The 25,366-nt window shown below is 70.5% G+C and carries 25 protein-coding genes; 11 read left to right on the top strand and 14 right to left on the bottom strand.

Annotated features, from left to right (window positions below; translation table 11 throughout):
- Window positions 1–90 precede the first annotated feature (90 nt).
- The 4 genes from IT072_RS04745 to IT072_RS04730 form a co-directional block, all read right to left on the bottom strand.
- Complete coding sequence (locus tag IT072_RS04745; RefSeq protein WP_223359776.1) at window positions 91–1,410, bottom strand: APC family permease; 1,320 nt, start codon at window positions 1,408–1,410, stop codon at window positions 91–93.
- 41 nt (window positions 1,411–1,451) lie between these two features.
- Window positions 1,452–3,512, bottom strand: coding sequence for a glycosyltransferase family 39 protein (locus tag IT072_RS04740; protein WP_223359775.1), 2,061 nt, complete (start codon window positions 3,510–3,512; stop codon window positions 1,452–1,454).
- Between the two features lie 4 nt (window positions 3,513–3,516).
- Window positions 3,517–4,767 (bottom strand): bifunctional glycosyltransferase family 2/GtrA family protein, encoded by a 1,251-nt coding sequence (locus IT072_RS04735; RefSeq protein WP_223359773.1) that lies wholly within the window; start codon window positions 4,765–4,767, stop codon window positions 3,517–3,519.
- Between the two features lie 98 nt (window positions 4,768–4,865).
- A complete protein-coding gene (locus IT072_RS04730) occupies window positions 4,866–5,069 on the bottom strand; it encodes a cold-shock protein (RefSeq protein WP_223359771.1) in 204 nt (67 codons plus the stop codon).
- A 180-nt stretch (window positions 5,070–5,249) separates the two neighbouring features.
- Here IT072_RS04730 and IT072_RS04725 point away from each other — a divergent pair, with 180 nt between their 5' ends.
- On the top strand, window positions 5,250–5,438 hold the full coding sequence (locus IT072_RS04725; RefSeq protein WP_223359770.1) for a hypothetical protein: 189 nt from the start codon (window positions 5,250–5,252) through the stop codon (window positions 5,436–5,438).
- Between the two features lie 120 nt (window positions 5,439–5,558).
- A complete protein-coding gene (locus tag IT072_RS04720) occupies window positions 5,559–5,765 on the top strand; it encodes a hypothetical protein (RefSeq protein WP_223359768.1) in 207 nt (68 codons plus the stop codon).
- Between the two features lie 55 nt (window positions 5,766–5,820).
- Here the strand turns inward: IT072_RS04720 and IT072_RS04715 are convergent, their stop codons facing one another.
- Together IT072_RS04715 and IT072_RS04710 are read right to left on the bottom strand one after the other, a co-directional pair.
- On the bottom strand, window positions 5,821–6,090 hold the full coding sequence (locus IT072_RS04715; RefSeq protein WP_223359767.1) for a hypothetical protein: 270 nt from the start codon (window positions 6,088–6,090) through the stop codon (window positions 5,821–5,823).
- A gap of 93 nt (window positions 6,091–6,183) precedes the next feature.
- Window positions 6,184–7,305, bottom strand: coding sequence for a glutamate--cysteine ligase (locus tag IT072_RS04710; protein ID WP_223359765.1), 1,122 nt, complete (start codon window positions 7,303–7,305; stop codon window positions 6,184–6,186).
- Window positions 7,306–7,473: 168 nt separating this feature from the next.
- On the opposite strand from IT072_RS04710, the gene IT072_RS04705 reads away from it, so the two are divergent.
- Window positions 7,474–8,271: a hypothetical protein gene (locus IT072_RS04705; RefSeq protein ID WP_223359763.1), complete on the top strand. Its 798-nt coding sequence runs from the start codon at window positions 7,474–7,476 to the stop codon at window positions 8,269–8,271.
- A gap of 31 nt (window positions 8,272–8,302) precedes the next feature.
- On the opposite strand, the gene IT072_RS04700 is transcribed toward IT072_RS04705, so the two are convergent.
- Window positions 8,303–9,490 (bottom strand): cystathionine gamma-synthase, encoded by a 1,188-nt coding sequence (locus IT072_RS04700; protein WP_223359762.1) that lies wholly within the window; start codon window positions 9,488–9,490, stop codon window positions 8,303–8,305.
- Between the two features lie 29 nt (window positions 9,491–9,519).
- Complete coding sequence (locus tag IT072_RS04695; protein WP_223359761.1) at window positions 9,520–10,884, bottom strand: cystathionine beta-synthase; 1,365 nt, start codon at window positions 10,882–10,884, stop codon at window positions 9,520–9,522.
- 64 nt (window positions 10,885–10,948) lie between these two features.
- Here IT072_RS04695 and IT072_RS04690 point away from each other — a divergent pair, with 64 nt between their 5' ends.
- Complete coding sequence (locus IT072_RS04690) at window positions 10,949–11,617, top strand: metal-dependent transcriptional regulator (RefSeq protein WP_223359759.1); 669 nt, start codon at window positions 10,949–10,951, stop codon at window positions 11,615–11,617.
- 111 nt (window positions 11,618–11,728) lie between these two features.
- Here the strand turns inward: IT072_RS04690 and IT072_RS04685 are convergent, their stop codons facing one another.
- Both IT072_RS04685 and IT072_RS04680 read right to left on the bottom strand, forming a co-directional pair.
- Window positions 11,729–12,976, bottom strand: coding sequence for an Nramp family divalent metal transporter (locus tag IT072_RS04685; protein WP_223359758.1), 1,248 nt, complete (start codon window positions 12,974–12,976; stop codon window positions 11,729–11,731).
- Between the two features lie 335 nt (window positions 12,977–13,311).
- Complete coding sequence (locus IT072_RS04680) at window positions 13,312–15,195, bottom strand: ABC transporter ATP-binding protein (protein ID WP_223360900.1); 1,884 nt, start codon at window positions 15,193–15,195, stop codon at window positions 13,312–13,314.
- Window positions 15,196–15,478: 283 nt separating this feature from the next.
- On the opposite strand from IT072_RS04680, the gene IT072_RS04675 reads away from it, so the two are divergent.
- The 5 genes from IT072_RS04675 (at window position 15,479) to IT072_RS04655 (ending at window position 20,073) form a co-directional block, all read left to right on the top strand.
- The gene (locus tag IT072_RS04675; protein WP_223359757.1) at window positions 15,479–16,762 is read left to right on the top strand and encodes an ABC transporter substrate-binding protein; all 1,284 of its coding nucleotides are present in this window, start codon (window positions 15,479–15,481) and stop codon (window positions 16,760–16,762) included.
- An 85-nt stretch (window positions 16,763–16,847) separates the two neighbouring features.
- Complete coding sequence (locus IT072_RS04670) at window positions 16,848–17,885, top strand: carbohydrate ABC transporter permease (RefSeq protein WP_223359756.1); 1,038 nt, start codon at window positions 16,848–16,850, stop codon at window positions 17,883–17,885.
- On the top strand, window positions 17,882–18,796 hold the full coding sequence (locus IT072_RS04665) for a carbohydrate ABC transporter permease (protein WP_223359755.1): 915 nt from the start codon (window positions 17,882–17,884) through the stop codon (window positions 18,794–18,796). The genes IT072_RS04670 and IT072_RS04665 overlap by 4 nt, the downstream gene beginning before the upstream one ends.
- A 4-nt stretch (window positions 18,797–18,800) precedes the next feature.
- Window positions 18,801–19,040 carry a hypothetical protein gene (locus IT072_RS04660; RefSeq protein WP_223359754.1) on the top strand — a complete coding sequence of 80 codons (240 nt, stop codon included), beginning with the start codon at window positions 18,801–18,803 and terminating at the stop codon, window positions 19,038–19,040.
- A 16-nt stretch (window positions 19,041–19,056) separates the two neighbouring features.
- Entirely contained in the window at window positions 19,057–20,073 is a 1,017-nt protein-coding gene (locus IT072_RS04655; protein WP_223360899.1) for a LacI family DNA-binding transcriptional regulator, read from the top strand.
- Between the two features lie 243 nt (window positions 20,074–20,316).
- Here the strand turns inward: IT072_RS04655 and IT072_RS04650 are convergent, their stop codons facing one another.
- Both IT072_RS04650 and IT072_RS04645 read right to left on the bottom strand, forming a co-directional pair.
- On the bottom strand, window positions 20,317–21,555 hold the full coding sequence (locus tag IT072_RS04650) for an MFS transporter (RefSeq protein ID WP_223359753.1): 1,239 nt from the start codon (window positions 21,553–21,555) through the stop codon (window positions 20,317–20,319).
- Window positions 21,556–21,605: 50 nt separating this feature from the next.
- On the bottom strand, window positions 21,606–22,076 hold the full coding sequence (locus IT072_RS04645; protein WP_223359752.1) for a MarR family winged helix-turn-helix transcriptional regulator: 471 nt from the start codon (window positions 22,074–22,076) through the stop codon (window positions 21,606–21,608).
- 102 nt (window positions 22,077–22,178) lie between these two features.
- Between IT072_RS04645 and IT072_RS04640 the strand changes: the two genes are divergently transcribed.
- Window positions 22,179–23,681, top strand: coding sequence for an amino acid permease (locus IT072_RS04640; RefSeq protein WP_223359750.1), 1,503 nt, complete (start codon window positions 22,179–22,181; stop codon window positions 23,679–23,681).
- On the opposite strand, the gene IT072_RS04635 is transcribed toward IT072_RS04640, so the two are convergent.
- Entirely contained in the window at window positions 23,636–24,325 is a 690-nt protein-coding gene (locus tag IT072_RS04635) for a class I SAM-dependent DNA methyltransferase (RefSeq protein ID WP_223359748.1), read from the bottom strand. The two genes, IT072_RS04640 and IT072_RS04635, sit on opposite strands and share 46 nt — an antisense overlap.
- A gap of 179 nt (window positions 24,326–24,504) precedes the next feature.
- On the opposite strand from IT072_RS04635, the gene IT072_RS04630 reads away from it, so the two are divergent.
- Window positions 24,505–24,945 carry a DoxX family protein gene (locus tag IT072_RS04630; RefSeq protein WP_223359747.1) on the top strand — a complete coding sequence of 147 codons (441 nt, stop codon included), beginning with the start codon at window positions 24,505–24,507 and terminating at the stop codon, window positions 24,943–24,945.
- Between the two features lie 62 nt (window positions 24,946–25,007).
- Here the strand turns inward: IT072_RS04630 and IT072_RS04625 are convergent, their stop codons facing one another.
- On the bottom strand, window positions 25,008–25,151 hold the full coding sequence (locus tag IT072_RS04625) for a hypothetical protein (RefSeq protein ID WP_223359745.1): 144 nt from the start codon (window positions 25,149–25,151) through the stop codon (window positions 25,008–25,010).
- Window positions 25,152–25,366: the final 215 nt, after the last annotated feature.

Below are 25,366 nucleotides of genomic sequence, written 5' to 3'. Positions count from 1 at the left end.
GCAGCCACGGCCTCCCCCTTCGGACGTGCGCCGGTCCGGCGCGGCTTCCCCAATTATGCGTCATGGTGCCGGGGGCGACCGGCGGACGCGTCACACCCCGCCCGTCACCGCCCGCCGCGCCCGCGCCGCGCGCGCCGACAGCAGGCCGACCAGGACGGCGACGAGTGCGACGCCGGCCGGGAACACCAGATGCCAGCCGGCGAGGAGCAGCAGCCCCGCCGCGAACACGCACGACAGCACCGCCATCCACCAACCGACGGATCCGCGCGGCAGCAGGACCACGGCCGCCGCGACGCCGAGACCGTAGACCGCCGCCGCGATGCTCGTGTGCACCAGGATGAAGGGCTCGAGGTCGCCGCTCGCCAGCACCACGACCGAGTACGCGGCCATGACCACGGTCGAGAGCAGCAGCCCGCGCCGGGCGACCGCGCCGTTCTCGACACCGCGACCGAACCAGCGCGGGAGGTCGCCGTCACGTCCCATCGCCGCGCCCAGCTTGGAGAACGCGGCGAGGTACGCGTTGAACACCCCGGTGACGACGATCGCCGCGATCACGGCGACGACGACTCCGCCGCCCGTCCCGGTCGCCACCGACACCAGATCGAGGAGGGGCACCTCACTGGTGGCCGCCGCGTCGCCCAGCACGAGCACGGTCACCGTCTGGATCGCGAGGTAGGCGACCGACACGATGACGAGCGCGAGCGCCGTGGCGCGCGGGATGTCGCGTCGCGGGTCGCGGAACTCTCCGCCGATGCCGGCCACCGCCTCCCACCCGGCGAACGCCCAGATGTAGAGGCTCATGGCGAGACCCACTCCGGCCCAGCCGTGCGGCAGGAGCGGCTCGAGGCGCGCGGGATCGCCGTGCGGAGCGGCAGCGGCGAGCACGAACACCAGCACCGCGATGAGCGCGCCCGACAGCACGAGCTGCACCGATGCGGCGAACCGGACGCCGAACGCGGTGACGGTGACCGGCACGACCATGAGCGCCACTGCGATCATGGTCGTGCTCACGGCGTCTCCGCCGATCACGGCGACGACGTAGCGCGCCGTCATGAGTGCCGCGATCGGGGCCCCGATCGGCGTGCCGAAGAAGAACCAGTACGAGACGATGCGCGCCGCCGTCGCCCCGAGGGCACGCCGCACGAACGTCGCGACGCCTCCCGCGTCCGGATGCCGGCGCGCGAGGGCGGCGAAGGTCGCGGCGAGCGGGATGGAGATCAGCGCGAGCGCCGCCACCGCGAGGATCGCCCCGGGGCCGGCGACGGAGGCCGCGAGCGCCGGGAGCACGAGGATGCCCGTCCCGAGCACCGCGGCGACATAGAGCGCTGTGCCGCCCGCGACGCCGAGCCTGCCGTGCGACCCGTCGATCGGGTCAACGGGCGTGCGTGTGAGAGGGGGCCCGTCCGTCATGTCCCCATGATGGCCCGGGCCCCCGACGTTCCTCCCTCCGCCTACTCGGTCAGGTCGTACACCGTCACACCGTCGACGGTCTGGGCGGTGTAGTTCTGCTCCACCCAGCCGGCGATCTCGCTGGAGGCGCTGCTCCCGCCGTTCGACCGCCCGACACCGCCGCCGATGAAGTAGTGGATCTTCCCCTCGGCCACATACTGCTCGAACTGCGCGAGCGTGGGCGACGGATCGGAGCCGTTGAACCCGCCGATCGGCATCACCGCCTCCTGCGTCGCGAGCTGGTATCCGGCAGCCGAGTTGGAGCCGATCGCGGCCGCGACCCAGGTGTACTTCGCGGCGTCGGCCTTCAGCATCGACGCGAGCCGGGAGCCCACGCTGCCGGAGGAGAGCAGGGAGCCCGCTCCGCCGCCGCCCTGCGCGGTCTGCGTCGCGGTCCCGCCGCCGGGGGCTCCGGTCCCGCCGGTGTTCCCGCCGAGCCCGTTCGACGGCGTGCCGCCCGGCCCGCCGGGTCCGCCCTGGCCGCCATTGCCGCCGAAACCGCCCCGGCCGCCTCCCCCGCCCGGTCCGCCCATCGAGCCGGACACGGTCGGGCCCGCGGTCACGATCGACCCGGTGTGGGGGGTCGTGACGGTCTGGATCGTGTAGGCGAACGGGGCGAGCAGGCCGGCGACCAGGGTGGCGGCGATGGTCGCGGTGCGCAGCGCCCGGCCGCGCTGCGGGAGCAGGAGCAGACCGGCGGAGATGATCGAGAGCAGCACCACGAGGACCTTCAGCCAGGGCAGCCAGTCGGTCGCGCGGTCCAGCAGCACCCAGGCCCACCCTCCGGTGCCGAGCATGACAGCCGCCGACACGATGCGAACCCAGAGCCGTTCGCGTGCTTCCCAGGCCGCTGCGGCGCCGATCGCGACGACGCCCGCGAGCGCCGGGGCGAGGGCCACGGTGTAATAGGCGTGGAAGATGCCGGCCATGAAGCTGAACGCGAGCGCGGTCACGACGAGCCAGCCGCCGAAGAGCAGGAGGGTCGCACGGCGGGCGTCGGTCCGCGCACTCCGCCGCCCCAGCACGAGGGCGAGCACGAAGAGGACGAGGGCCGCGGGCAGCAGCCAGGTGATCTGACCGCCGATCTCGTTCTCGAAAAGACGCGTGATGCCGGTGGAGCCCCACATCCCGCCGCCCGTCGTGCCGCCGCCTCCAGTGACGCTGCCGGTCTCGTCGCCGGTGAGGCGGCCGAGCCCGTTGTAGCCGAAGGTCAGCTCGAGGAAGCTGTTCGTCTGCGAGCCGCCAATGTACGGCCGCCACGAGGCCGGCACCAGCTCGACGATCGCGACCCACCAGCCGGCGGCCACGACCACCGCGCCGAGTGCGGCGAACAGGTGCCCGAACCGCTTCTTCCACGAGATCGGAGCCCCGGCCAGGTAGACACCGGCGAGGACCGGGAGGATGAGGAAGGCCTGCAGCTGCTTGGTGAGGAAGCCGAAGCCGATCGCGACGCCTGCCCAGATCACCCAGCGGATGCGGCCGGACTCGATGCCGCGCAGGGTCAGATACGTCGCCAGCGTCAGCAGGAGCACGAGCAGCGCGTCCGGGTTGTTGAACCGGAACATCAGCGCGGCCACCGGGGTGATGGCCAGCACGCCGCCCGCGAGCAGCGCGGTGCGCGCCGAGAAGTGCCGGCGCACGATCGCATAGACGAGCGCGACCGTTGCGACGCCCATGAGCGCTTCCGGCAGCAGGATGCTCCACGAGCTCAGCCCGAAGATCCGCACCGAGAGCGCCATGATCCACAGGCTCGCGGGCGGCTTGTCGACCGTGATCGAGTTCGCCGCGTCGCTGGATCCGTAGAAGAACGCCTCCCCGTCGACCGACCCGGCCTGCACGGCCGCGGAGTAGAAGGAGTTGGCCCAGCCGCTGGCTGCGAGGTCCCAGATGTAGAGGAACGCTGTGACGGCGAGGAGGCCGAGCAGCGCCGGCCGCTCCCAGGCGGCGGCATCCTCCCTGCCTCGGAGGAGCCGGCGGAGGGCGGCGCGCATGCGGCCGGGCGCGGCCGCCCGTTCGGGATGCGCCGCGACGGGGGTGGACGCAGTGGTCGTCGTGGTGGTCATGGTGTCACTCGCTTTCGCTGGTGGTGAAGGAGAGGGGGCGGGAGGCAGCCGCATCGGCGGACGGCGCGATCGCCCGGCGGGATGCCCGGAAGACCCAGAGCCGCAGGAGCACGAAGCGGATCAGCGTTGCGACGAGGTTGGCCGCGGTGAGCACGATCAGCTGCCAGCGGGCGGAGGCCGTGGGTGCCAGTGCGTGCAAGGTGAGCAGCGATCCGCTGGTCAACGCCCACGCGATCCCGAAGACGATGAGCCCCTGGAACTGATGCCGCACCATCCCGGGCCCTCGCACCCCGAAGGTGAAGCGCCGGTTGGCCCATGTGTTCGCGACGGCAGTGATGAGCAGCGCCGCGAAGTTGGCGACCTGCGCGGGCACGAGCGTCTGCAGCAACAGGTACAGCAGCGCGTAGGCCACGGTGGAGAGCACCCCCACGACGCCGAACCGCACCACCTGGCCGAAGAAGCTCGGCGGCCGGGGCGGCTCGAACGGCCGCCTCCCGAGCTCCGCGTACACCGACTCGATCGGGATCCGGCCGCGGGCGATGTTCGTGCCGACGCGCACCATGCCCTTCACGTCCTCCAGAGCGGTGCTCACGATGTCCACGGAGCTGTCCGGGTCGTCGACCCAGTCGACCGGGATCTCATGGATGCGCAGCCCGGATCGCTCGGCGAGGATCAGGAGCTCGGTGTCGAAGAACCAGGCATCGTCCTCCACGAGCGGGAGCAGCCGCTGCGCGACATCCCTCCTGATCGCCTTGAACCCGCACTGAGCGTCGCTGAAGCCGACGGACATCGTCCGCCGCAGCAGCAGGTTGTAGCTGCGCGAGATGAACTCGCGTCTGCCGCCGCGCGTGACGCGCGACGATCGGCCGAGCCGCGTGCCGATCGCAAGGTCGGAGTGCCCGGAGAGCAGCGGGGCGACCAGCGGGGGGAGCGCCGCGAGATCGGTGGAGAGGTCCTCGTCCAGATAGACGAGCGCCTCGGCTTCGGAGGCCCCCCACACCTGCTTGAGCGCGCGACCGCGGCCCTTCAGGGGGAGGTGCACCGCGACGACGCCGGCGAGCTCCCCGGCGAGGCGGTCCGCGAGGGCGGCCGTCTCGTCGGTGCTGGCGTTGTCCGCGATGGTGATCCGCCAGGTCTGCTCGACGGCGTCGGTCAGATAGGCGTGGAGCCGGCGGATGGACGACTCGAGCGTCGCCTGCTCGTTGTAGACGGGCACGACGATGTCGAGCGAGAGGGTGGCGGTTTCGTACGACATGCGCACCACCCTCGCCCTGTTACATTCCCGTGACCTTTCGCGGGACTATGGGCGGCTCATGCGTCTCCTGCGCACTTCCTATGTGCGGGAGACGCGCGTCAGGCGGGACGGATGTTCGACGCCTGGAGGCCCTTCGGCCCCTGCGTCACCTCGTATTCCACGCGCTGGTTCTCGGTGAGGTTGCGGTATCCGTCCCCGGCGATCTCGCTGAAGTGGGCGAACACGTCGGGCGACCCGTCGTCCGGGGCGATGAAGCCGAACCCCTTCTCCGAGTTGAACCACTTGACGGTGCCTGTTGCCATCGTTCTCTGCCTTCTCTTCTGCACGGGTCACGGGTACGACCCTCCGCCAGTGTCCCCCAACCGGGGAGGAAACGCGAGTGCTTCGGCGTCACCCGCCCCTTCCCGACCGCCCACGACACGCCTACCATCCGGTCCAGCGGCGGCATGCCGGCCACCGCGGGGCGGACAGGAGGCCCGACGATGACAGACGCGCGAGAGCAGTTCCCCGAGACGCCTTCGGGCGAGCCGATCGACGTGGACGCGATCGCGGAGGGCGGAGGCAGCGGTCCCTACGACGCCGACGGCGTGTTCGAGCCCGAGCACGACGAGACGGCCGACGACGACGCACTGCGCGACGATGCGGACGACGGCGGGCTCCGGCGCGACTGACGACTCCGGCCGAGCGCGTCCATCCGTACGGCTGCCGTTCATCCCAGCCCTCTTGTCCCCCGACCATGTACCCCGCTAGGGTCGAGCCAAGCAAGCTGCACGTTCGGGGAGGAGTGCCGCGTGACGACCTATGAGACACCGATCGGTAACACACCGAAGGCCGGGCAGGACATCCATCTGGTCCGTTGGGTGCATCGGGCCGACGGCTGGAGCAGCGAGACCATGCTCTGCACGTATCTGGCGGGGACGCGGCGCGACTGGATCGTGGAGTCCCACGGCTCTCGCGTCGAGCTGCCGCGCGAGGAATGGGCGCAGTTCGCATTCTGACCGCGGGTCGGGCGCGGTCGCCCCAGCGGAGCGGGTCCGCCGAGGCAGACGTGCGTCAGAGCCCGGCGCGCGCGGCGAGCAGTTCGACGGCGGCGCGCCAGTCGTCCGTCGCGATCCCGTCGCCGGTCTCCTCCTCACCGGGGAGCCGCGCCACGAACGACGGCCACGTCGCGCCGGCGGAATGCTGCTCCTCGACCAGGCCGAGATAGTCTCCGCCGTAGTAGAGCTCCCACGCCGCGGTCGAGGTGGGGCTGTACATCAGGGTCAGCGGGCGGGAGCCGTACGTGTAGACGGCGTGCTGATGCGCGAGCTGCTTGTCCGTCATGTTCGGCAGGATAGGCGTCTTCTCTGCGCCACGGAAGAGAGCACCCGGGGGACCAGGCGGACACCACGGTGCCGCCACCGCCACGGACCGCGTTCACGCTGCGTCGCGGTCATCGCCGTCGTCGTCCTCCGTCCGCTCGTGGGTGGCCGCCACCGCAGCCTCCACCACATCGCGCATCCTCCCCCGGCGGGCGAACGCCGCGCGCTGCCGGCCGGCTCCTCCCCCCGTGCGCAGGATGCGTGCGACCCCTCTGCGCACGAGCGCGAGGTCGCCGGCGAGCTCCAGCTGCGGGCCCGTGTGGGCGAGCAGCGCGGACACCGCGTCCGCGGCCGTCCCGGCGAGACCGGTCTGCGGATGCGGCAGCCGTCCGCTCACGCCGGTGAGCGCCGCCTGCCATTCGGCGAGGCGCAGCGCGGCCGAGGGCATCGGGGTCGGAGGAACCCCCGCGCGCCACTCTGCCGCCGCCTCCTCGACCAGGGCGCGCACGATGGCGGCCAGGACCACGGTGTCGCGCGCGTCGAGGCAGACGTCGGCGACGCGCACCTCGATCGTCGGCTGCTTGTGCGACAGCCGCGCGTCCAGGTACAGCATGCCCTTGTCGAGGATGACCCCCGTGTCGACGAGGATGCTCTCGAAACGGTCGTACGCGTCCACCGACCCGAACAGGTCGGTGGGGCCGGCGCTCTGCCACTGATGCCATGCCACGAAGCGGTAGCTCGCGTGCCCGGTGTCCACGCCGCCGGCGAACGGCGAGTTCGCCGTCAGCGCGAGCAGCACGGGCAGCCAGGTGCGGATGCGGTCCAGCACCGCGACGCCCTCCTCACGGGAGGCGATGGCGACGTGCACGTGGCAGCCGCAGACGAGGGTGCCGCGCGCGGTGAGCCCGTACCGGTCCATCATGCTGTCGTAGCGCGGGTCGGAGGTGGCGTGCGGCCGGAGGCGCAGCGGGGACATCGCCACAGCCACTGCGCGGGCGGAATGACCGCGCGCGAGGTCGTCGGCGAGCGTCCGGCCCGCGACGATGTCCGAGAGCAGCGCCGTCATCGACTCCTGGGGCCGCGTCTGGGTCTCGATCATCTCCTGCTGGATCTCGGCGCTGACCACCGGTCCGGTGCCGGAGGCGGGGGCGTCCGCCAGCAGCAGGGGCGCCACGGGCGACGCCGCGCCGCGCGCGTCGACCAGCAGGAGCTCCTCCTCCACCCCGACCGTCCTCACCGCTTCAGTCTGCGCGTACGCCCGGGCACCCGGCAATCCCTGGACAATCCGACACTCCCGTGCCCACCCGTGTCCTGCCCGCGAGACGGCCGAATGCTCGCCGTCTCGCAGCGGACCCGCTCATTTCGTGCCGCTTCGCAGCGCGATGTCGTCCGTAGGATCGGGGACGTGGATGATCTCTCTGCTCTGTGGGGGCGGGCGCTCGCGGGGGATGCGGCGCCGCTCGAGGCGATGCTCGGCGCGAACAGCCGGCTCCCGGGACCGCGCGCCGACCTGGAGCTCGCCGGCCGGCTGGCGGACGTGGCCGGCACCACCCCTGCCGACGGCCACGCCGGCGCCATCCGCCTGCTCACGGGCTGGCTCGCGCATCCCCCGCTGGTCGCCGCCGAGCTGCCCGAGCCTCATCGCGAGTACGTGGCCGCGTGCGCCGCGCTGGCGGCCGGCGCCCTCGGCGAGGTGCCGCTGCTGACGACCGCCGCGGTCGACGAGCGCTGGCGTGTGCGCGAGCTCGCCGCCACCGGCATGCAGCGCATCCTCGACCGCGACTGGGAGGGCGGCCTGCGGGAGGTGCGCGTGTGGCTGCGCGACCGCGGTCCTCTGCGGAATCGCGCGCTCCTCGCCCGTGCCGCGGCCGCGGCCGTCGCGGAGCCGCGCCTCCTGAAGCGTCCGCCGCACGGTTCGGAGGCCTGCGCCGTGGTCGCCGCCGCGACCGACCTGCTGCTCTCCCTCCCCGACAGCGAGCGCCGCGACGGCGACGTGCGGGTGCTCCGGCAGGCGCTCGGCTACGCCGTCAGCGTGGTCGCGGCCGCCGCCCCCGACGACGGCGTCCCGCTCCTCGAGCGCCTGGCCACCTCGGCCGATCCCGACGCCCGCTGGATCGCCCGCGAGAATCTGAAGAAGGCGCGACTCCGCCCGCTCGACGACCTGCTGGCCGTGGCCCGCGAGGCCTCCTCGCTCACGACCTGACGCGATTCGTGACGATCGCCGCGAACCGGGTTCAGCGACCGAGCGCCTGCTCCACGTCGGCGAGCAGGTCGGCGATGTCCTCGATGCCGACCGACAGGCGCACGATGTTGTCGGGCACCTCGAGCTCCGTGCCGCGCACCGACGCGTGCGTCATCTCCGACGGGTAGCCGATGAGCGACTCCACTCCGCCCAGCGACTCCGCGAGCTGGAACACGCGCGTCGACTCCGCGAATCGGCGGGCCGCGGGCGCGCCACCGCTCAGCGCCACCGAGATCATGCCGCCGAAGCCGCTCATCTGACGCGCGGCCAGCTCGTGACCGGGGTGCGTCGGGAGGCCGGGGTAGTAGACCGCGTCGATGCCCGCGTGCCCGACCAGCGCCTCGGCGATCGCCTGTGCGTTCGCGGTGTGGCGCTGCATGCGCACGTCGAGCGTCTTGATGCCGCGCACGGTCAGGAACGCATCGAGGGGGGCGGACACCGCGCCGGCGGCGAACTGGATGAACTGCACCTTCTCGGCCAGCTCCTCGTCCGCGAAGACCAGGGCACCCCCGATCACGTCGGAGTGCCCGCCGAGGTACTTCGTGGTCGAGTGGACGACGACATCGGCGCCGAACGACAGCGGCTGCTGCAATGCGGGGGAGGCGAAGGTGTTGTCGACGACGACGAGCACGCCGGCTGCGTGGCCGATCTCGACCAACGCCGCCAGGTCGCTGATCTTCATCAGCGGGTTGCTCGGCGTCTCGATCCAGAGGATGCGCGCGCGCTCCGTCGTCAGGGCGGCGCGCACCGCGTCCAGGTCGGACAGGTCGACGGTCGTGTTGCCGATCCCCCACGCGCGGTGGATGCGGTTGATGAGGCGATGCGTGCCGCCGTACACGTCGTTGCCGAGCACCACGTGGTCGCCCGGGGCGAGGACGGCGCGCAGCAGGGCGTCCTCCGCGGCGAGGCCCGACGCGAACGACAGCGCGCGCACGCCGCCTTCGAGCGACGCGAGCAGGGTCTCGAGCGAGGTGCGCGTCGGGTTGCCGCCGCGCCCGTACTCGTAGCCGTTCCGGAGGCCGCCGACGCCGTCCTGCACGAAGGTGGAGGTCTGGTAGATCGGCGGGATGATGGCGCCGGTCGTGGGGTCGAACTCCTGGCCCTCGTGGATGGCGCGGGTGGCGAAGCCGTGCTGGTGGTCGTTCTCGGCGGTCATGGCGGTGTCTTTCGTGTCGGTCATCGGGGCGGGAGCGGGGCGGAGCCGAGCGCTCAGTCGCTGAGGTAGTTGAGCAGATCCTGGCGGGTGAGCACGGCGAGCGGCTTGCCGCCCTCGGTCACGAGCAGCGCGTTCGCGGTGGCCAGCGCGGAGCGCGCGGCCGTCACCGACTCGTTCACGCCGATCAGCGGCAGAGGGTCGCCGACGTGCTTCGCGACCGGATCGCTCATCGCGGCCCGTCCGCTGAACACGGCGTCGACCAGCGACGTCTCGTCGAGCGCGCCCGCGACCTCCCCCATCACGACCGGCGGCTCCGCCGTCAGCACCGGCAGCTGCGAGACGCCGTACGTGTTCATGATCTGGATGGCGTCGCGCACCGTCTCGGCCGGATGCGTGTGCACGAGGTCCGGGAGGTCGCCGCGCTTGGTCTTGATGACGTCCTGCACCGTCGACTCGTCCGGCACCTCGCTGAAACCGTAGGACTGCATCCACTTGTCGTTGAAGATCTTGGCCAGGTAGCCGCGGCCTCCGTCGGGGAGGAGGACGACCACGACATCGTCGGCGCTGAGGCCCTTCGCGACGCGCAGGGCGGCGACGACGGCCATGCCGCTGGAGCCGCCGACGAGGATGCCCTCCTCGCGCGCGAGGCGCCTGGTCATGTGGAACGACTCGGCGTCCGTGACGGGGATGACCTCGTCGACGACGGTCGGGTCGTACGCGCCCGGCCAGAAGTCCTCGCCGACGCCCTCCACGAGGTACGGCCGGCCGGTGCCTCCCGAGTAGACCGAGCCCTCCGGGTCGGCGCCGACGATGCGCACCGTGCCGTCGGACACCTCCTTGAGGTAGCGGCCCGTGCCCGAGATGGTCCCGCCCGTGCCGACGCCGGCGACGAAGTGGGTCACCTTTCCTTCGGTGTCGCGCCAGATCTCCGGACCGGTGGTCTCGTAGTGACTGCGCGGGCCGTTCGGGTTGGCGTACTGGTTCGGCTTGAACGCGCCGGGGATCTCCGCGGTGAGGCGGTCGGACACCGAGTAGTAGGAGTCGGGGTGCTCCGGCGGAACCGATGTCGGCGTCACCACGATCTCCGCCCCGTAGGCGGTCAGCACGTTGCGCTTGTCCTCGCCCACCTTGTCGGGCAGCACGAAGACGCAGCGGTAGCCGCGTTGCTGGGCGATGAGCGCCAGGCCCACGCCGGTGTTGCCGCTCGTGGGCTCCACGATGGTGCCGCCGGGCTTCAAGTGGCCGTCGCGCTCCGCGGCATCGATGATGCGGCTCGCGATGCGGTCCTTGGAGGATCCTCCGGGGTTCAGGTACTCGAGCTTGACGAGCACCGTCGCCGCGATCCCCTCGGTCAGCCGGTTGAGCTTCACGAGCGGGGTGTCGCCGACCAGGTCTGTGATGGTCTCTGCGTACTTCACGGGGACAACCGTAACAGCGCCGCCTCCGCGGATCGATCGCGTTACAGCCCGTAGACTCTCGTGCATGCCCGTGTCCGACCTCTCTCCCGTGGCGCAGGACTACCTCAAGTTCATCTGGTCCGCCACCGAATGGGAGGGCGACCCCATCACCGTCAAGCAGTTGTCGGAGCGGATGGGCGTGCGCGCGGCGACGGTCTCCGACGGCATCCGGCGGCTCACCGAGCAGGGCCTCCTGGCCCACGAGCCGTACGGCGGCATCGAGCTCACGGACGACGGCCGGCGGCACGCGGTCGCGATGGTCCGCCGGCACCGGCTCATCGAGACGTTCCTCGTCGAAGAGCTCGGGTACGGCTGGGACGAGGTGCACGACGAGGCCGAGGTGCTGGAGCACGCTGTCTCGGACGACCTCGTCGACCGCATCGACAAGCGTCTCGGCTTCCCGGCGCGCGACCCGCACGGCGACCCCATCCCGACGGCCGACGGCCAGCCCCGCCGCCCGGACGCCGTGCCGCTGCTGTCGGCGCCGACGGGCGTGGAGGTCGTGGTGGCGCGCATCTCGGACGCCGACCCGGCCATCCTGCGCTACCTCGACGAGCTCCGCATCGGCCTGGACACGGCCCTGACCGTGGACGAGCACCGCGCCTTCGCCGGCGATGTGACCGTGCGCACGGCCGATTCCACGATCGTGCTCGGCGCGACCGCCGCCGCCGCGGTCTGGGTCGTCACCGCCTGATCCGGGGGCCGCAGCCACCGGAGGAGATCGCGGCGAGCGCGCCCGGCATCGCCTCCGTCAGCCGCCGCGCCCCGGCGTGTCCCGCACGATCCCCTCCCGTCCCCGCAGCGACTACCCGCCGGTCACAGTGAGGACCACCAGCGCGAGGTTGAGCACCACGACCAGCGCGGCGACCAGGCCGCCTGCGACGCGCACCCACATTGCGTCTGCGCGGTCTCCCATCACCGTGCGCGACCCGGTCAGCCGCAGCAGCGGGATCATCGCGAACGGGATGCCCAGGCTCAGGAACACCTGCGAGAGCACCAGCGCCCAGGTCGGGTCGACGCCCGCGGCGAGGATGACGACGGCGGGGATGAGCGTCACGATCCGGCGCGCGAGCAGCGGCACCCGCACCGTCAGGAGACCGCTCATGATGGTGGCCCCCGCGTAGCTGCCGACGGAGGTGGAGGCGAGCCCGGACGCGAGGAGGCCGATCGCGAAGACCACTCCCACCACCGGTCCGAGCGCGGACGAGATCGCGGCGTGCGCCCCTTCGATCGTGTCGGTGCCGTCGACGCCGCGCAGCGCGGAGGCCGCGAGCAGCAGCATCGCGATGTTCACCGCTCCGGCGAGGATGAGCGCGAGCACCACGTCGAGCCGCGTGGCGCGCAGCAGCGTTCGCACCCGTCCCGCGTCGCTCGAGGCGCCGTGCCGATCGCGCGCGAGCGCCGAGTGCAGATAGATCGCGTGAGGCATCACCGTCGCCCCGAGCATGCTCGCCGCGAGCAGCACCGTCGGCGTTCCGTCGAACCGCGGGACCAGCCCGCCCGCCGCGGCGCCCCAGTCGACCGGGCTCACGAACAGCCCCGCGAGGAACCCGATCGCGATGACTCCCAGCAGCCCGAGCACGACGGCCTCGAACGGACGCTGGCCCCGTCGCGACTGGATGCTCAGGATGCCGATCGCGACGATGCCCACGATGATGCCGCCGACGGGCAGGGGGAGGCCGAAGAGCAGGTTCAGCGCGATCGCGCCGCCGATCACCTCGGCGATGTCGGTCGCGGCGGCGACCAGCTCGGCCTGGACCCAGTAGGCGCGGCGCGACCCGGTGCCGAGCCGCGCGCCCAGCAGCTCCGGGAGGCTGCGTCCCGTCGCGATGCCCAGCTTGGCCGATTGGTACTGCACGAACACCGCGATGGCGTTGGCGGCGACGAGGACCCAGACGAGCAGGTAGCCGTACTTCGCGCCCGCCGTCAGGTTCGCGGCCACGTTGCCGGGATCGACGTAGGCGATCGCCGCGACGAATGCCGGCCCGAGCAGCGCCAGCAGTCGCGCCCGTGATCCGGTCGCCCGCTCCTCCGTCACCACCACCGTGCTCACCACCCCAAACTCAAGTGTTAGACCAGCCTAACACTTGAATCCCACCCGTTCCCCCCAGTCCCCCCCCAGTCCCCCAGCCCACGCCGTATCCACACGGGCCCGCCCCAGCAATTCCGGAGATCTACCAGGTGACGGCACGAGTCGCCGGAGTTCCGGCGAGATGAGCGGCGTGCCACTGCGAGACTCCGGAGTTACCACGCCAGGACGGTGCACCTCCCTGTCCTGGCGTCGCTCGACACACGAATCCGGAGCTATTCTGCGCCACGCCGCTCATCTCGCCGGAACTCCGGAGATCGCAGCCCGCGCGGCATATATCTCCGGAATTGCTCGGGTGCTCAGGCCTCGGTGCTGAGCGTTCCTTCGATCTGCTCGCGGTAGAGGCGGGTGTAGACGCCGCCGGCCTCGAGCAGTTCGCGGTGGGTGCCGTGCTCGATGATGCGGCCGTGGTCGACGACGAAGATGACGTCCGCGGCGACGATGGTGGAGAGGCGGTGGGCGATCGCGATGGTGGTGCGGCCGCGGGAGGCGGTGTCGAGGGCCTGCTGCACGACGCGCTCGGAGATGGTGTCGAGGGCGCTGGTGGCCTCGTCGAGGATGAGGACCTCCGGGTCCTTGAGCAGCACACGGGCGATGGCGATGCGCTGCTTCTCGCCGCCGGAGAGGCGGTACCCGCGTTCGCCGACGACGGTGGCGTAGTCGTCGGGGAAGCTGACGATGGTGTCGTGGATGTTGGCCTGGCGGGCGGCGGCCTCCAGCTCCTCCTGGGTGGCGTCCGGGCGGGCATAGCGGAGGTTCTCGGCGATGGAGGCGTGGAACAGGTACGTCTCCTGGCTGACGACGCCGATGTGGGAGACGAGGGAGTCCTGTTGCAGCTCGCGGATGTCGGCGCCGCCGAACAGGATGCGGCCGCCGGTCGCGTCGTAGAAACGAGGGATGAGGTACGACACCGTGGTCTTGCCCGCGCCGCTCGGGCCGACGAACGCGGCGAACTCTCCCGCGCGGATGGTGAACGAGACGTCGTCGAGGGTGTTCCGCTCCCCTTCGCGGGCGTCCGGGTAGCGGAACACGACGTGGTCGAACTCGATGCGGCCGAGGTCGCGCGAGGGGTCGACGGGCACCGCATCGGGTCGGTCGGCGATGGCGGGCTTCAGGTCGAGGTACTCGAAGATGCGGGCGAAGAGCGCGCCGGAGGTCTGCAGGTCGAGTGCCACCCGCATCAGCGCGAGCAGCGGGAACAGCAGCCGCGCCTGCACGGTGGTGAAGGCGACGATGGTTCCCGCGGTGATGTCCGTGGCCCCGCCCAGGATGAGCCAGCCCGAGACGAGGTAGACGATCGCCGGAATGGAGGACAGGAAGATGTTGACCATCGCGAAGAACCATTGGCCGCTCATCGCCTGCGAGACCTGCAGGCGGATCTGGTTCTCGTTCTCGTCGGAGTAGCGCTGCACCTCCGCGCCCTGCCGGTTGAAGCTCTTCGAGAGCAGGATGCCCGACACGCTCAGCGTCTCCTGGGTGATCGCGGTCATGTCCGACAGCGACTCCTGCGTCCGGGTCGCGATGCGGGCGCGCACTTGTCCTACGCGACGCTGGGCGATCACGAGGATCGGCATCAGGATCACGGCCACGATCGTCAGCTGCCAGTTGAGCAGCAGCATGGCCACGAGCGCGGCGATCACGGTGACCGTGTTGCCCAGGATGCTCGACATCGTGTTGGTGAGCACGCTCGCCACCCCGCCGACGTCGTTCTGCAGCCGCGACTGGATGATGCCGGTCTTGGTCTTGGTGAAGAAGCTCAGCTCCATGTCCTGCAGGTGCGAGAACAGCCGCACGCGCAGCGCGCCCATCACCTTGTTGCCGACGGACGCGGTGAGGTACGTCTGCCACACCCCGAGGAGCGCCGAGCCGACGAAGACCACGATCATGGCCACCACGATCTCGATCAGCACGGGCATGTCCGGCCCGCCCTTCGGGAACAGGCCGTCGTCGAACGCCCGCTGGGTCAGCAGGGGCGGGATGACGGAGAGCGCCGCACCGACGAGCACGAGCACCATGGTCATGACGATCGCGGCACGATGGGCCGAGAAGAGCGACACGATCCGGCGGAACAGATGCGGGATCTTCGGCGCCGTCGCGTTCAGCGCCTTCTGCGCCTCGGCGTCGCCCCCGCTCACGCGCGACCGCATCCCGCCGCCGCCACCGGCCATGCCCATCCCACGCATCCCGCTCACGGTGTCAGCCTAAGCCCGGCTCTCCCCCACCCCGCACCCGCGCACCCGAGGTGCGGGACGTTGCGCGTATGACCGGTCCCATGGCCGCAACGACGCGAAATCGGGCTGCGGGCGACGCATTGCTGCGCGACACTGACCCCCGCCCAGGGGTCGACTGCCGTGATGGAACCGTGATGCAAGCGCTTGACGTAAACGCTTGCATAACCGCGCACGCCGGGAGTACCGTGACCGCGGGCGCACCTGCGCCTGCACCAAGAGCTCAACGAGGAGTGAAATGAAAGCAGCACGTCTCTCCGTGGTCGCGGGAGTCGCCCTGGTCGGCCTCGCACTGGCCGGATGCACAGGTGGCGGATCGGGGGGCAGCGGCGGCGGCGACGCCAGCCAGAACCTCACGGGCAAGGGTCCGATCACCTACGTGCAGGGCAAGGACAACTCGAATGTGGTCCGCCCCCTGATCGAGAAGTGGAACGCCGCGCACCCCGACGAGAAGGTCACGTTCAAGGAGCAGACCGATCAGGCGGATCAGCAGCACGACGACCTGGTGCAGCACTTCCAGGCGAAGGACTCCAACTACGACATCGTCGACGTCGACGTGGTGTGGACGGGTGAGTTCGCCGCGAAGGGCTGGCTGCAGCCGCTGACCGGGGACTTCAAGATGGACAACTCGGCCCTGCTTGCCCCGACGGTGAAGTCGGGCACCTACAACGGCACCCAGTACGCGGCCCCGCAGACCTCCGACGGCGGCATCCTGTACTACCGCAAGGACCTCGTCCAGTCCCCGCCGAAGACCTGGGATGAGATGCTCAAGGACTGCGACATCGCCAAGGCGAAGGGCATCGGCTGCTACGCCGGTCAGTTCGCCCAGTACGAGGGCCTCACGGTGAACGTCGCCGAGGCAATCAACACCAACGGCGGCACCATCGTCGGCGAGGACGGCAAGACGGTCACGGTGGACTCGAAGGAGGCCAACGCGGGCCTGACCCGGCTGGTGGACGGCTTCAAGAACGGCCAGATCCCGGCCGAGGCCATCACGTACCAGGAGGAGCAGGGCCGGCAGGCGTTCGAGGCCGGCAAGCTGCTGTTCCTGCGCAACTGGCCGTACGTGTACAACCTGGCCAAGACCGACGGGTCCTCGACGGTGAAGGACACCTTCGGGATCGCGCCGCTGCCGGGAGTCAGTGACGGCAAGCCGGGCGTCTCCAGCCTCGGCGGTCACAACGCCGCGATCAGCGTGTACTCCAAGCACAAGGCCACCGCGTTCGAGTTCCTGAAGTTCCTGCAGTCGGAAGAGACGCAGAAGTTCTTCGTCACCCAGGGTTCGCTCGCACCGGTGCTGTCCTCGCTCTACGACGACGCGGACCTGAACACCCAGCTGCCGTACCTGTCCACCCTGAAGACGTCGATCGAGAACGCGGTGCCGCGTCCCGTGTCGCCGTTCTACCCGGCCATCACCAAGGCCGTTCAGGACAACTCCTACGCCGCCCTCAAGGGGGACAAGAGCGTCGACCAGGCCCTGAAGGACATGGCCTCGGCGATCCAGACCGCCAGCCAGGGCTGACCCGGCCGGTCTCCCGGTCACCGGGCGGCGGGACCCCTCCCGCCGCCCGGTCCCACACTCTTCTGCCACGTCACCGGAGGCACACATGTCAGCGTCGAACGTCGTCGCCCCCTCATCCACCACAACAGGCGGCAAACCACCGGTCCGGGCCGGGATCAAGCAGAACAGGCGTCAGCAGAGCCGCTGGGCCCTCTACCTGATCATCCCGACACTCATCCTCCTGGCCGTCGTCATCGGCTACCCGGTGGTGAGCGCCATCGTCATGTCCTTCCAGAAGGACGCCGGCCTCGATCCCGCGACCGGCCTGTTCGTCCAGGGCGGCTTCGCCGGCTTCCAGAACTACGCGCACTGGCTGTTCCAGCAGTGCATGGGAACCGACGGCTCCACCATCGCCTGCCCGCCCGGCAACCTCGGCTCGACCTTCTGGAACGCGGTCTTCGTCACGTTCTTCTTCACCGTGACCACCGTGATCCTCGAGACCATCCTCGGCCTCTGGTTCGCTCTCATCATGAACCGCGCCTTCCGCGGCCGCGGCTTCGTCCGCGCGGCCATCCTGGTGCCGTGGGCCATCCCGACCGCCGTCACCGCGAAGCTGTGGTTCTTCATCTTCTCGGTCGCCGGCATCGCCAACGCCATCCTCGGTGCGCACATCCTGTGGACCAGCGACGAGTGGGCGTCCCGGTTCGCGGTCATCATCGCCGACACCTGGAAGACCACGCCGTTCATGGCGCTCCTCATCCTCGCCGGTCTGCAGCTGATCCCCGAGGAGGTCTACGAGGCGGCCAAGATGGACGGCGCGTCGACCTGGCAGCGCTTCTGGCGGGTCACGATGCCGCTGCTGAAGCCGGCGCTCATGGTCGCCATCCTGTTCCGCGTGCTCGACGCACTCCGCATCTACGACCTGCCGGCGATCCTCACCGGAGGTGGAGGAGGGACGGGCCATGCCACCACGACCTTGTCGATCCTGGTGATCGATCAGATCAGGCAGGGCTTCAACAGCGCGGCCGCCCTCTCCACCATCACGTTCATCATCATCTTCCTGGTCGCGTTCATCTTCGTGCGACTTCTCGGCACGAACGTCGTGAGAACGCAGGAAGCCCAGCAGAAGGGAGCGAAGGAATGACCGCAGTCGCCGGCCCCGCCGCCGCCACCGCCGAGGCGAACGCCCTCCCCCGAACCCAGACCAAGCGAAAGGGCGCAGCCCGTCGTCGCAATGCCGGTGTCCGCACCGGTGTGCAGGCGATCGTGATCGTGCTGTGGTGTCTGCTCCCGTTCTACTGGATGGTCGTGACCTCGTTCCGGGATGTCGGCTACACGTTCGACACGACCCCGTGGTTCACGCACTTCACGTGGGACAACTACGTGACCGCGTTCTCCACGAACCTGGGCAACCACCTCGGCCAGGCGCTCCTGAACTCGCTGATCATCGGCGTCTGCGTCACCGTCGTATCCCTGGTGTTCGGCATCTTCGCCTCCTACGCCCTGGCCCGCCTGGACTTCCGGTTCAAGGGCATCGTGCTCGGCATCATCCTGGCCGCCTCGATGTTCCCCGGTGTCGCGCTCATCACGCCGCTGTTCCAGCTGTTCACGTCGATCGGCTGGATGGGCACCTACCAGGCGCTGATCATCCCGCAGATCTCCTTCGCCCTGCCGCTGACGGTCTACACGCTCACCTCGTTCTTCCGCGAGATGCCGTGGGACCTGGAGGAGGCCGCCCGCATCGACGGATGCACGCAGGCGCAGGCGTTCCGCAAGATCATCCTGCCGCTGGCCGCTCCCGCGGTCTTCACCACCGCGATCCTGGCGTTCATCTCCTCCTGGAACGAGTTCCTCATCTCGAGCCAGCTGTCCTCGGACGCCACCCAGCCGGTCACCGTCGCGATCGCGTCGTTCACCGGCAGCCAGCCCCACCAGGAGCCCTACACCGCCGTCATGGCCGCCGGTACGATCGTGACCGTCCCGCTCATCATCCTCGTGCTGATCTTCCAGCGCCGGATCGTCGCAGGACTCACCGCCGGCGGAGTGAAGGGCTGAGCAGATGCGCTGGAGCGATCCGCGGGAGGCCGTCGACGTCGGCATCGGCTTCGTCGGCTTCTTCGCGGTCGCGTTCTTCGTCATCACGCTGGTCTGCGAGCTGACCGGCCAGCCGGCGCTGGTGTGGGCGCTGATCACGCTGGTCCTCGTGCTGCTCTTCGTGGCGCTCTGGCAGGCGCGTCGCCGCATCATCGCGGCGCGCCTGCGAGCGCGCGAGGAGCAGGCCGCCTCCGAGAACCTCTGAGCGGGCGACCATGCGGATGCCGGGGATCGAGGAGGTGGCGCGCGCGACCGGCGTCTCGACGGCGACGGTCTCACGGGCGCTCCGCGGCCTCCCCAACGTCTCCGATACGACCCGCGCCGCAGTGCGCCGGGCGGCGGACGAGCTCGGCTATGTCGCGTCGTCCAGCGCATCGGGTCTGGCCAGCGGCCGCACCCTCGCCCTCGGCGTCGTCGTCCCGTCGGTGAGCCGGTGGTTCTACACGCAGGTGCTGGAGGGGGTGGACGCCGAGCTGCGCGCCGCCAGCTACGACATGATCCTGTTCAACCTCGGCGGCCATCGCGGCGACCGTGAGCGCGTGTTCCATCGCAGCATTCTCCGCAAGCGCACGGACGCCCTGCTCGCGCTCTGCCTCGACTTCACCGTGGAGGAGCGCGAGCAGCTGGCCTCCCTCGGCCATCCGACGATCGTCGTGGGCGGCCCCGTCAAGGGGCTCAGGAGCGTCGGAATCGACGAACGCTCCACGGCGAGACGCGCGACCGAGCACCTGATCGACCTCGGGCACACCGAGATCGCGCACCTCGGCGGCGAGGACGAGGAGGGTCTCAACAGCCAGGTGCCCGCCGGCCGGCTCCGCGGCTTCACGACCGCGATGCGCGCGGCAGGACTGCCCGTGCGGCAGGACTGGATCATCCCCGGCGGCTTCGCGCTCCCGGAGGCCAGGGCGGCCATGAACCGGCTGCTCGACCGGCCGGGTCCGCGACCGACCGCGGTGTTCGCCGGTTCGGACGAGATGGCGTTCGGGGCGATCCTCGCCGCCGGCGACCACGGTCTCAGCGTGCCGGGGGATCTGTCCGTGATCGGCATCGACGACCACGACTTCTCCGCCTCGTTCGGGCTGACCACCATGGCGCAGAGCCCGTTCGAGCAAGGCTCCGTCGCGGCCCGCATCCTGCTGGACGAGCTCGCCGGCTCCGAGCCGCGCTCCCGGTCGGTGCGGTCCTCCGTCGAACTCGTCGTGCGCACCTCCACGGCTCCCCCGCGCGGCGTGTACTGAGCACCCGTCCTCATCTGAAAGAATGTTCCTGCACCGCTGCCGCGGATCGCGCCTTTCGGGTAGGCACGATCGAGTGTGCAGTGGCTGTTCGCGACGGGCTTCCTAGCTCTCGACGCGAGAAGGGCCGCCCTGACTAGGACAGGGCGGCCCTTCGTAATTCCGGGGCGAGGAGACCGGTCCCGCCACCGCGGAACTCCCTTTCATCGGGAGGGCGCCGCCGGTGCCGGAAACCGGTTGCCCGCGTCAGTCTGCGTCGGCGAGCGACAGCACCTCGGCCTCCTGCTGCGCGGATTCCTGGGGAGCGTCGACCCGGCGCAGGTGTGTGTGGCCGATCATGATGAGCGCGACGGCGATGAGCACCGAGACGGCGCCCGCGAAGAACGGGGTGGCCGGGCTGATGGTGTCGGCCAGCAGCGTCGCTGCGGGCGGGGCGATCGCCCCGCCGAGGAACCGCACGCCCGAGTACGCGCTCGATGCGACGGAGCGCGGCAGGTCCGTGGCCTCCATCACGCACTCGGTGAGCACGGTGTTCAGGATGCCGAGGAGCAGGCCGCCGATGATCACGCAGACGATCAGCGCCGCCAGCGAGGAGATGAAGAGACCGGCAGCGAGCAGATCGATCGCCAGGAGCGGCATCACGATCCAGAGCACGCGGGTGCGCGGGAGGCGGGAGGTCAGCAGCGGCGCGACCCACACCGACGTGACCGCGAGCGAGACGCCCCAGCCGAAGAAGATCAGGCCGAGCGTGATCGCGTCCGCGACGCCGAGCGGCACGAGGGCGAAGGGAGTGTAGGCCAGGAGCACGAAGAAGCCGATGTTGTAGAACAGCGCCGCGGCGGCGAGGAAGCCGAGGGCCGGGCGGGCCAGCGCGCGGAACGGCGCCGAGAGCTTCGTGGGGACGGGCTTCTCAGGGTTCTTCGTGAGCATGGCCACGATGGCGATGAAGCCGATCGCCATGAGGGTGGCCGTGCCGAAGAACGGCCCGCGCCAGCTCCAGCTGCCGAGCAGACCGCCGAGCAGGGGTCCGATCGCGATGCCGAGACCCAGAGCCGCCTCGTACAGGATGATCGCGGACGAGGTGCCGCCCGATGCCGCACCGACGATGGTCGCGAGGGCCGTCGAGATGAAGAGCGCGTTCCCGAGCCCCCAGCCGGCACGGAACCCGATGATGGACTCCACGTTCTGCGACAGCCCGGCGGCGAGCGCGAAGACGACGATGAGCGCGAGCCCGATCAGGAGGGTCCGCTTGGCCCCGATCCTGCTCGAGATCCAGCTCGTGAAGAACATCGCGACGCCCGTGATGAGCAGGTAGCTCGTGAAGAGCATCTCCGTCTCGGTGGGCGTGGCCTTCAGGCTCGTGGCGATCGCCGGGAGGATCGGGTCGACGAGTCCGATGCCCATGAAGGCGATGACGGAGGCGAAGGCCACGGCCCAGACGGCGGTGGGCTGCTTGAGGATGTTGTCCGGCTTGTCGTGCGACATGAGGGGGTGTGTGCTCCTGGTGGGTCGGGGTGAGGTACGGGTGCGGGCCGCTAGCGGGCGCCGGCGAGGGCGGCGGAGGCCGCGGTCGAGAGGTCAACGCGCGAGCCGATGATCTCGACAGTGCAGCGCATGGCGGCGAGCTCGTCGTCGCTGAGATCGGCGAACATCGGAACCAGCGCGGCCGAGAGCTCGTCGCGCCAGGCCAGGAGGGCGTCCGCCCCCTTCGGGGTGAGCGCGATCTGCCAGGCGCGGGCGTCGTCGGTGTCGGCGATGCGCTTGACCCACTCGGACTCCACCAGCGTGCGGACGAGCTTGGTCATCGTGGGCTGCGAGACCCGGCTGTGCGAGGCGAGCTCACCGAGGCGCAACGGACCGGAAGCCCGCAGCACGCTCAGCGTGCGCCAGACCGCGGGTGACTCGGTGCTCCCGGTGACCTGGGCGGCGAGGCGGGCGAGGCGGTGGCTGGCGACGACCAGGTCGCCCAGTGTGCGCCGCAGTTCTTCGGTGCGGTTCTCGGACATGCCGTCCATTTTATATAGCTCGCCTATATAAATCAACCCCTGACCGCAATGCAATCAATGCAAGCTGGTGATATACACCATCCGGGGTGCTTCAATCGGAGCATGCGACGAAGCACTCCCTCTCTCGACACCCGAACGAACCCGTCCGCAGCGTACCGGCGGACGCTCAAGCCGCGGCACATCCAGATGATCGCCATCGGCGGGGCGATCGGAACCGGCCTGTTCCTCGGCGCCGGCGGCCGTCTCGCGGCGGCCGGGCCCTCCCTGGTCATCGCGTACGCGGTGTGCGGGCTGGTGGCGTTCCTGATCCTCCGCGCCCTCGGCGAGCTGGTGCTGCGCCGACCCGACTCCGGCTCGTTCGTCAGCTACGCCCGCGAGTTCCTCGGCGAGAAGGCCGGCTTCGTCATGGGCTGGACCTACTGGATGTACTGGGCGATGATCGGTGTCGTCGACGCCACCGCGGTCGCGGTCTACCTGCGGTTCTTCGGAACCTACCTGCCGTTCTTCGCCGAGGTCCCGCAGGGGGTCTGGGCGCTCTGCGCACTCGTGACGGTCTTCGCCCTGAACCTGCTGTCGGTCAAGGTCTTCGGCGAGCTGGAGTTCTGGTTCGCACTGATCAAAGTCGCCGCGCTGGTCGTCTTCCTCGTGGTCGGCACGCTCTTCGTGGTGCTCGGAACGCCCGTCGCCGGCCGCACTCCCGGATTCGCGCTCCTCGCGGACGAGGGCGGGCTCTTCCCGAACGGCCTCCTGCCGCTCGTGCTCGTCGTGCAGGGCGTTGTCTTCGCGTACGGAGCGATCGAGCTCATCGGCACCGCGGCGGGCGAGACGGCGAACCCCGAGCGCACGATGCCGCGCGCGATCAACTCGGTCATCCTCCGCATCGCCCTCTTCTACGTCGGGTCCGTGCTGCTGCTCTCCCTGCTGCTCCCCTCCTCCGCCTACTCGGCGGGCGAGAGTCCGTTCGTCACCTTCTTCTCCTCCATCGGTGTGGAGGGTGCGGACGTCGTGATGAACCTGGTCGTGCTCACCGCTGCGCTCTCCTCGCTCAACGCGGGCTTCTACTCGACCGGCCGGGTCGCCCGCTCGCTCGCGCTGCGCGGTGCGGCTCCCGCCTTCGCGGCCCGCGTGAACCGCGCGGGAGTCCCCTACGGCGGCATCGTCATCACCGGCGCGGTCGCCCTGATCGGGATCGTGCTCAACGTCTTCGTGCCCGATCACGCCTTCGAGATCGGCATCAACCTGACCTCCGTCGGCCTGCTGGTCGCCTGGGCGGTCATCGTGCTGTGCCAGCTCGAGCTGCACCGGAGGGCTCTTCGCGGCGAAGACGAGCGCCCTCCGTTCCGGATGCCGTGGTCGCCGTGGTCCGGTTACGCCGCCCTCGCGTTCCTCGGCGTCATCGCCCTGCTCATGCTCCTCGACTGGCCGACCGGAACGCTGACGGTGGGCGCGGCGGTCGTCGTCGTCATCCCCCTGCTCGTCCTCGGCTGGCGCCTCGTCCGCGATCGTGTGCGGCTGTACTCGGCCGAGGAGGCCGCCGCGCGGAGCTCCGGAGTCCCTGCTCAGGAGGCGGACGATGCGGGCGACGCCGAGACGGTCGTCCGCTGAGCGAAGACGTACGCCTGCCGGGACTTCTCCGGGGCGACCGGCTCGCGGACGAGCTCGGCCACCACGGAGAACCCGGCGACGGCCAGCCGCTCGCGGACCCGGCCGACCGACTGGCGCCGGGTGCGCAGATCGATGTCGTGCCCGTACGCGCGCGTCAGATGCACCACGTCCTCGTCGCCGGCCGCGCTCACCTGGAAGGCCAGCAGCAGACGCCCGCCCGGGCGCACGACTCGCGCGAACTCGCGGAAGAGCGCGTCCTGCTCGTCCTGAGCGATGTGGATGATCGAATACCAGGCGAGAGCACCTGCGAGTCCGGCGTCGGCGAACGGCAGGTCGAGCATGGAGCCGACGGCGAAGGTCAGGTCCGGGTGCTCGCGGCGGGCGACCTCCACCATCCCGGGTGACAGGTCGACACCCGAGATGTCGAGTCCCCGATCCGCGAGGTGCCCGGCGATCCGGCCGGGACCGCAGCCGAGGTCGGCCACCGCTCCCCCTCCGTCCGCGTCGATCTGCTCGGCGAACGCCGCGAGCGCGGCCCTGTCGAACACGTTCGTCCGCAGGTCGTCGCGGAGCAGGTCGGCGTAGGACCGGGCGACGACGTCGTAGGCGGCGCGGGTCGCGGCGGTGTCGGCGGTCTCGCTCATCACCGCATTCTCCCCCAACCCGTGGGCGAGCACACGAGACGTGGCGCCCGGCGGTTCACCCGACGCGCCGTTCCCCGGCGATTCGGAGGGCTTCCGCACGAGAGGGCCAGGACGCGCTGGGAGGGTGGGCGATGCGGAACCCGACGCGACCCACGACAACCGATCGACGGAGGAATCCCATGAGCGCTCGCTCGACATCCCGCCCCGCCACCCTCGACCTCGGACTGCTGCTCCTGCGGTTCGCGGTCGGCGGCACCCTGGTGGCCCACGGCCTGCAGAAGCTGCTCGTCTTCACCCTGCCGGGTGTGGCCGGGTCGTTCGCGGGGATGGGCATCCCGCTGCCCGAGGTGGTCGCCCCGGCCGTCGCAGCCATCGAGCTGATCGGTGGCAGCCTCATCGTCCTCGGCATCGGTACACGGGTGGCCGGCCTGCTGGCCGCCGCCGCGATGCTCGGCGCGGTCTTCACGGCGCACGCCGGTGCGGGCTACTTCGCCACCGACGGCGGCTTCGAGCTGCCGCTGCTGATCGCGTGCGCCGCCGTGGCGCTCGCGCTGACCGGACCGGGACGGCTCTCGGTGCACACCGCCCTGCTGCGCGGGCGGGCACCGCTGGCCGCCTGACGCCCGCGCCGCACGCAGAAGCGCCCCCGGCCGTGATGGCCGGGGGCGCTTCGCTCATCGGGTTACCGCAGGTACCGGTCGTACAGCAGGGTCCTGCGGCAGAGATCCGGCGGGTGGGAGGCGGTGTCACCGTCCTCACCGTGCAGGAGCGCGGCCCCGAGACCGCGCAGGTAGTCGGCGCAGCTGCGCCACAGCGATGTGCTCATCGTGGTTCTTCCTCATGGTTGTGCGTCCTTGCACAGCGATGCACGCAGGCAGGCGCGATCGGACGCTCTGGTGATGGATGAGCATCCGCGTCCGCGCGCCGTTAACGCACGGAGGGCGTCGCCCCGGAGTGGGGGCGACGCCCTCCACAACGCGGATACTCTCGTGAGAGGAGTCCGCGTCGTGCAGCGTCTATCAGCCTGCGAGTAGAAGAGCC

This window comes from Leifsonia sp. ZF2019 (genome assembly GCF_019924635.1).
Lineage (GTDB): Bacteria > Actinomycetota > Actinomycetes > Actinomycetales > Microbacteriaceae > Leifsonia.
The sequence above is the reverse complement of the archived record's forward strand: the minus strand, read 5'-3'. Positions and strand labels throughout refer to the sequence as shown.

Coding starts and splice junctions, on each gene's coding strand:
- IT072_RS04680 (WP_223360900.1), bottom strand. CDS start 15,195: ATGCGTGGGATGGGCATGGCCGGTGGCGGCGGCGGGATGCGGTCGCGC.
- IT072_RS04625 (WP_223359745.1), bottom strand. CDS start 25,151: ATGAGCACATCGCTGTGGCGCAGCTGCGCCGACTACCTGCGCGGTCTC.
- IT072_RS04665 (WP_223359755.1), top strand. CDS start 17,882: ATGACCGCAGTCGCCGGCCCCGCCGCCGCCACCGCCGAGGCGAACGCC.
- IT072_RS04640 (WP_223359750.1), top strand. CDS start 22,179: ATGCGACGAAGCACTCCCTCTCTCGACACCCGAACGAACCCGTCCGCA.
- IT072_RS04700 (WP_223359762.1), bottom strand. CDS start 9,490: ATGACCGACACGAAAGACACCGCCATGACCGCCGAGAACGACCACCAG.
- IT072_RS04635 (WP_223359748.1), bottom strand. CDS start 24,325: ATGAGCGAGACCGCCGACACCGCCGCGACCCGCGCCGCCTACGACGTC.
- IT072_RS04715 (WP_223359767.1), bottom strand. CDS start 6,090: ATGACGGACAAGCAGCTCGCGCATCAGCACGCCGTCTACACGTACGGC.
- IT072_RS04740 (WP_223359775.1), bottom strand. CDS start 3,512: ATGACCACCACGACGACCACTGCGTCCACCCCCGTCGCGGCGCATCCC.
- IT072_RS04660 (WP_223359754.1), top strand. CDS start 18,801: ATGCGCTGGAGCGATCCGCGGGAGGCCGTCGACGTCGGCATCGGCTTC.
- IT072_RS04675 (WP_223359757.1), top strand. CDS start 15,479: ATGAAAGCAGCACGTCTCTCCGTGGTCGCGGGAGTCGCCCTGGTCGGC.
- IT072_RS04730 (WP_223359771.1), bottom strand. CDS start 5,069: ATGGCAACAGGCACCGTCAAGTGGTTCAACTCGGAGAAGGGGTTCGGC.
- IT072_RS04690 (WP_223359759.1), top strand. CDS start 10,949: ATGCCCGTGTCCGACCTCTCTCCCGTGGCGCAGGACTACCTCAAGTTC.
- IT072_RS04655 (WP_223360899.1), top strand. CDS start 19,057: ATGCCGGGGATCGAGGAGGTGGCGCGCGCGACCGGCGTCTCGACGGCG.
- IT072_RS04725 (WP_223359770.1), top strand. CDS start 5,250: ATGACAGACGCGCGAGAGCAGTTCCCCGAGACGCCTTCGGGCGAGCCG.
- IT072_RS04650 (WP_223359753.1), bottom strand. CDS start 21,555: ATGTCGCACGACAAGCCGGACAACATCCTCAAGCAGCCCACCGCCGTC.
- IT072_RS04735 (WP_223359773.1), bottom strand. CDS start 4,767: ATGTCGTACGAAACCGCCACCCTCTCGCTCGACATCGTCGTGCCCGTC.
- IT072_RS04670 (WP_223359756.1), top strand. CDS start 16,848: ATGTCAGCGTCGAACGTCGTCGCCCCCTCATCCACCACAACAGGCGGC.
- IT072_RS04630 (WP_223359747.1), top strand. CDS start 24,505: ATGAGCGCTCGCTCGACATCCCGCCCCGCCACCCTCGACCTCGGACTG.
- IT072_RS04745 (WP_223359776.1), bottom strand. CDS start 1,410: ATGACGGACGGGCCCCCTCTCACACGCACGCCCGTTGACCCGATCGAC.
- IT072_RS04645 (WP_223359752.1), bottom strand. CDS start 22,076: ATGTCCGAGAACCGCACCGAAGAACTGCGGCGCACACTGGGCGACCTG.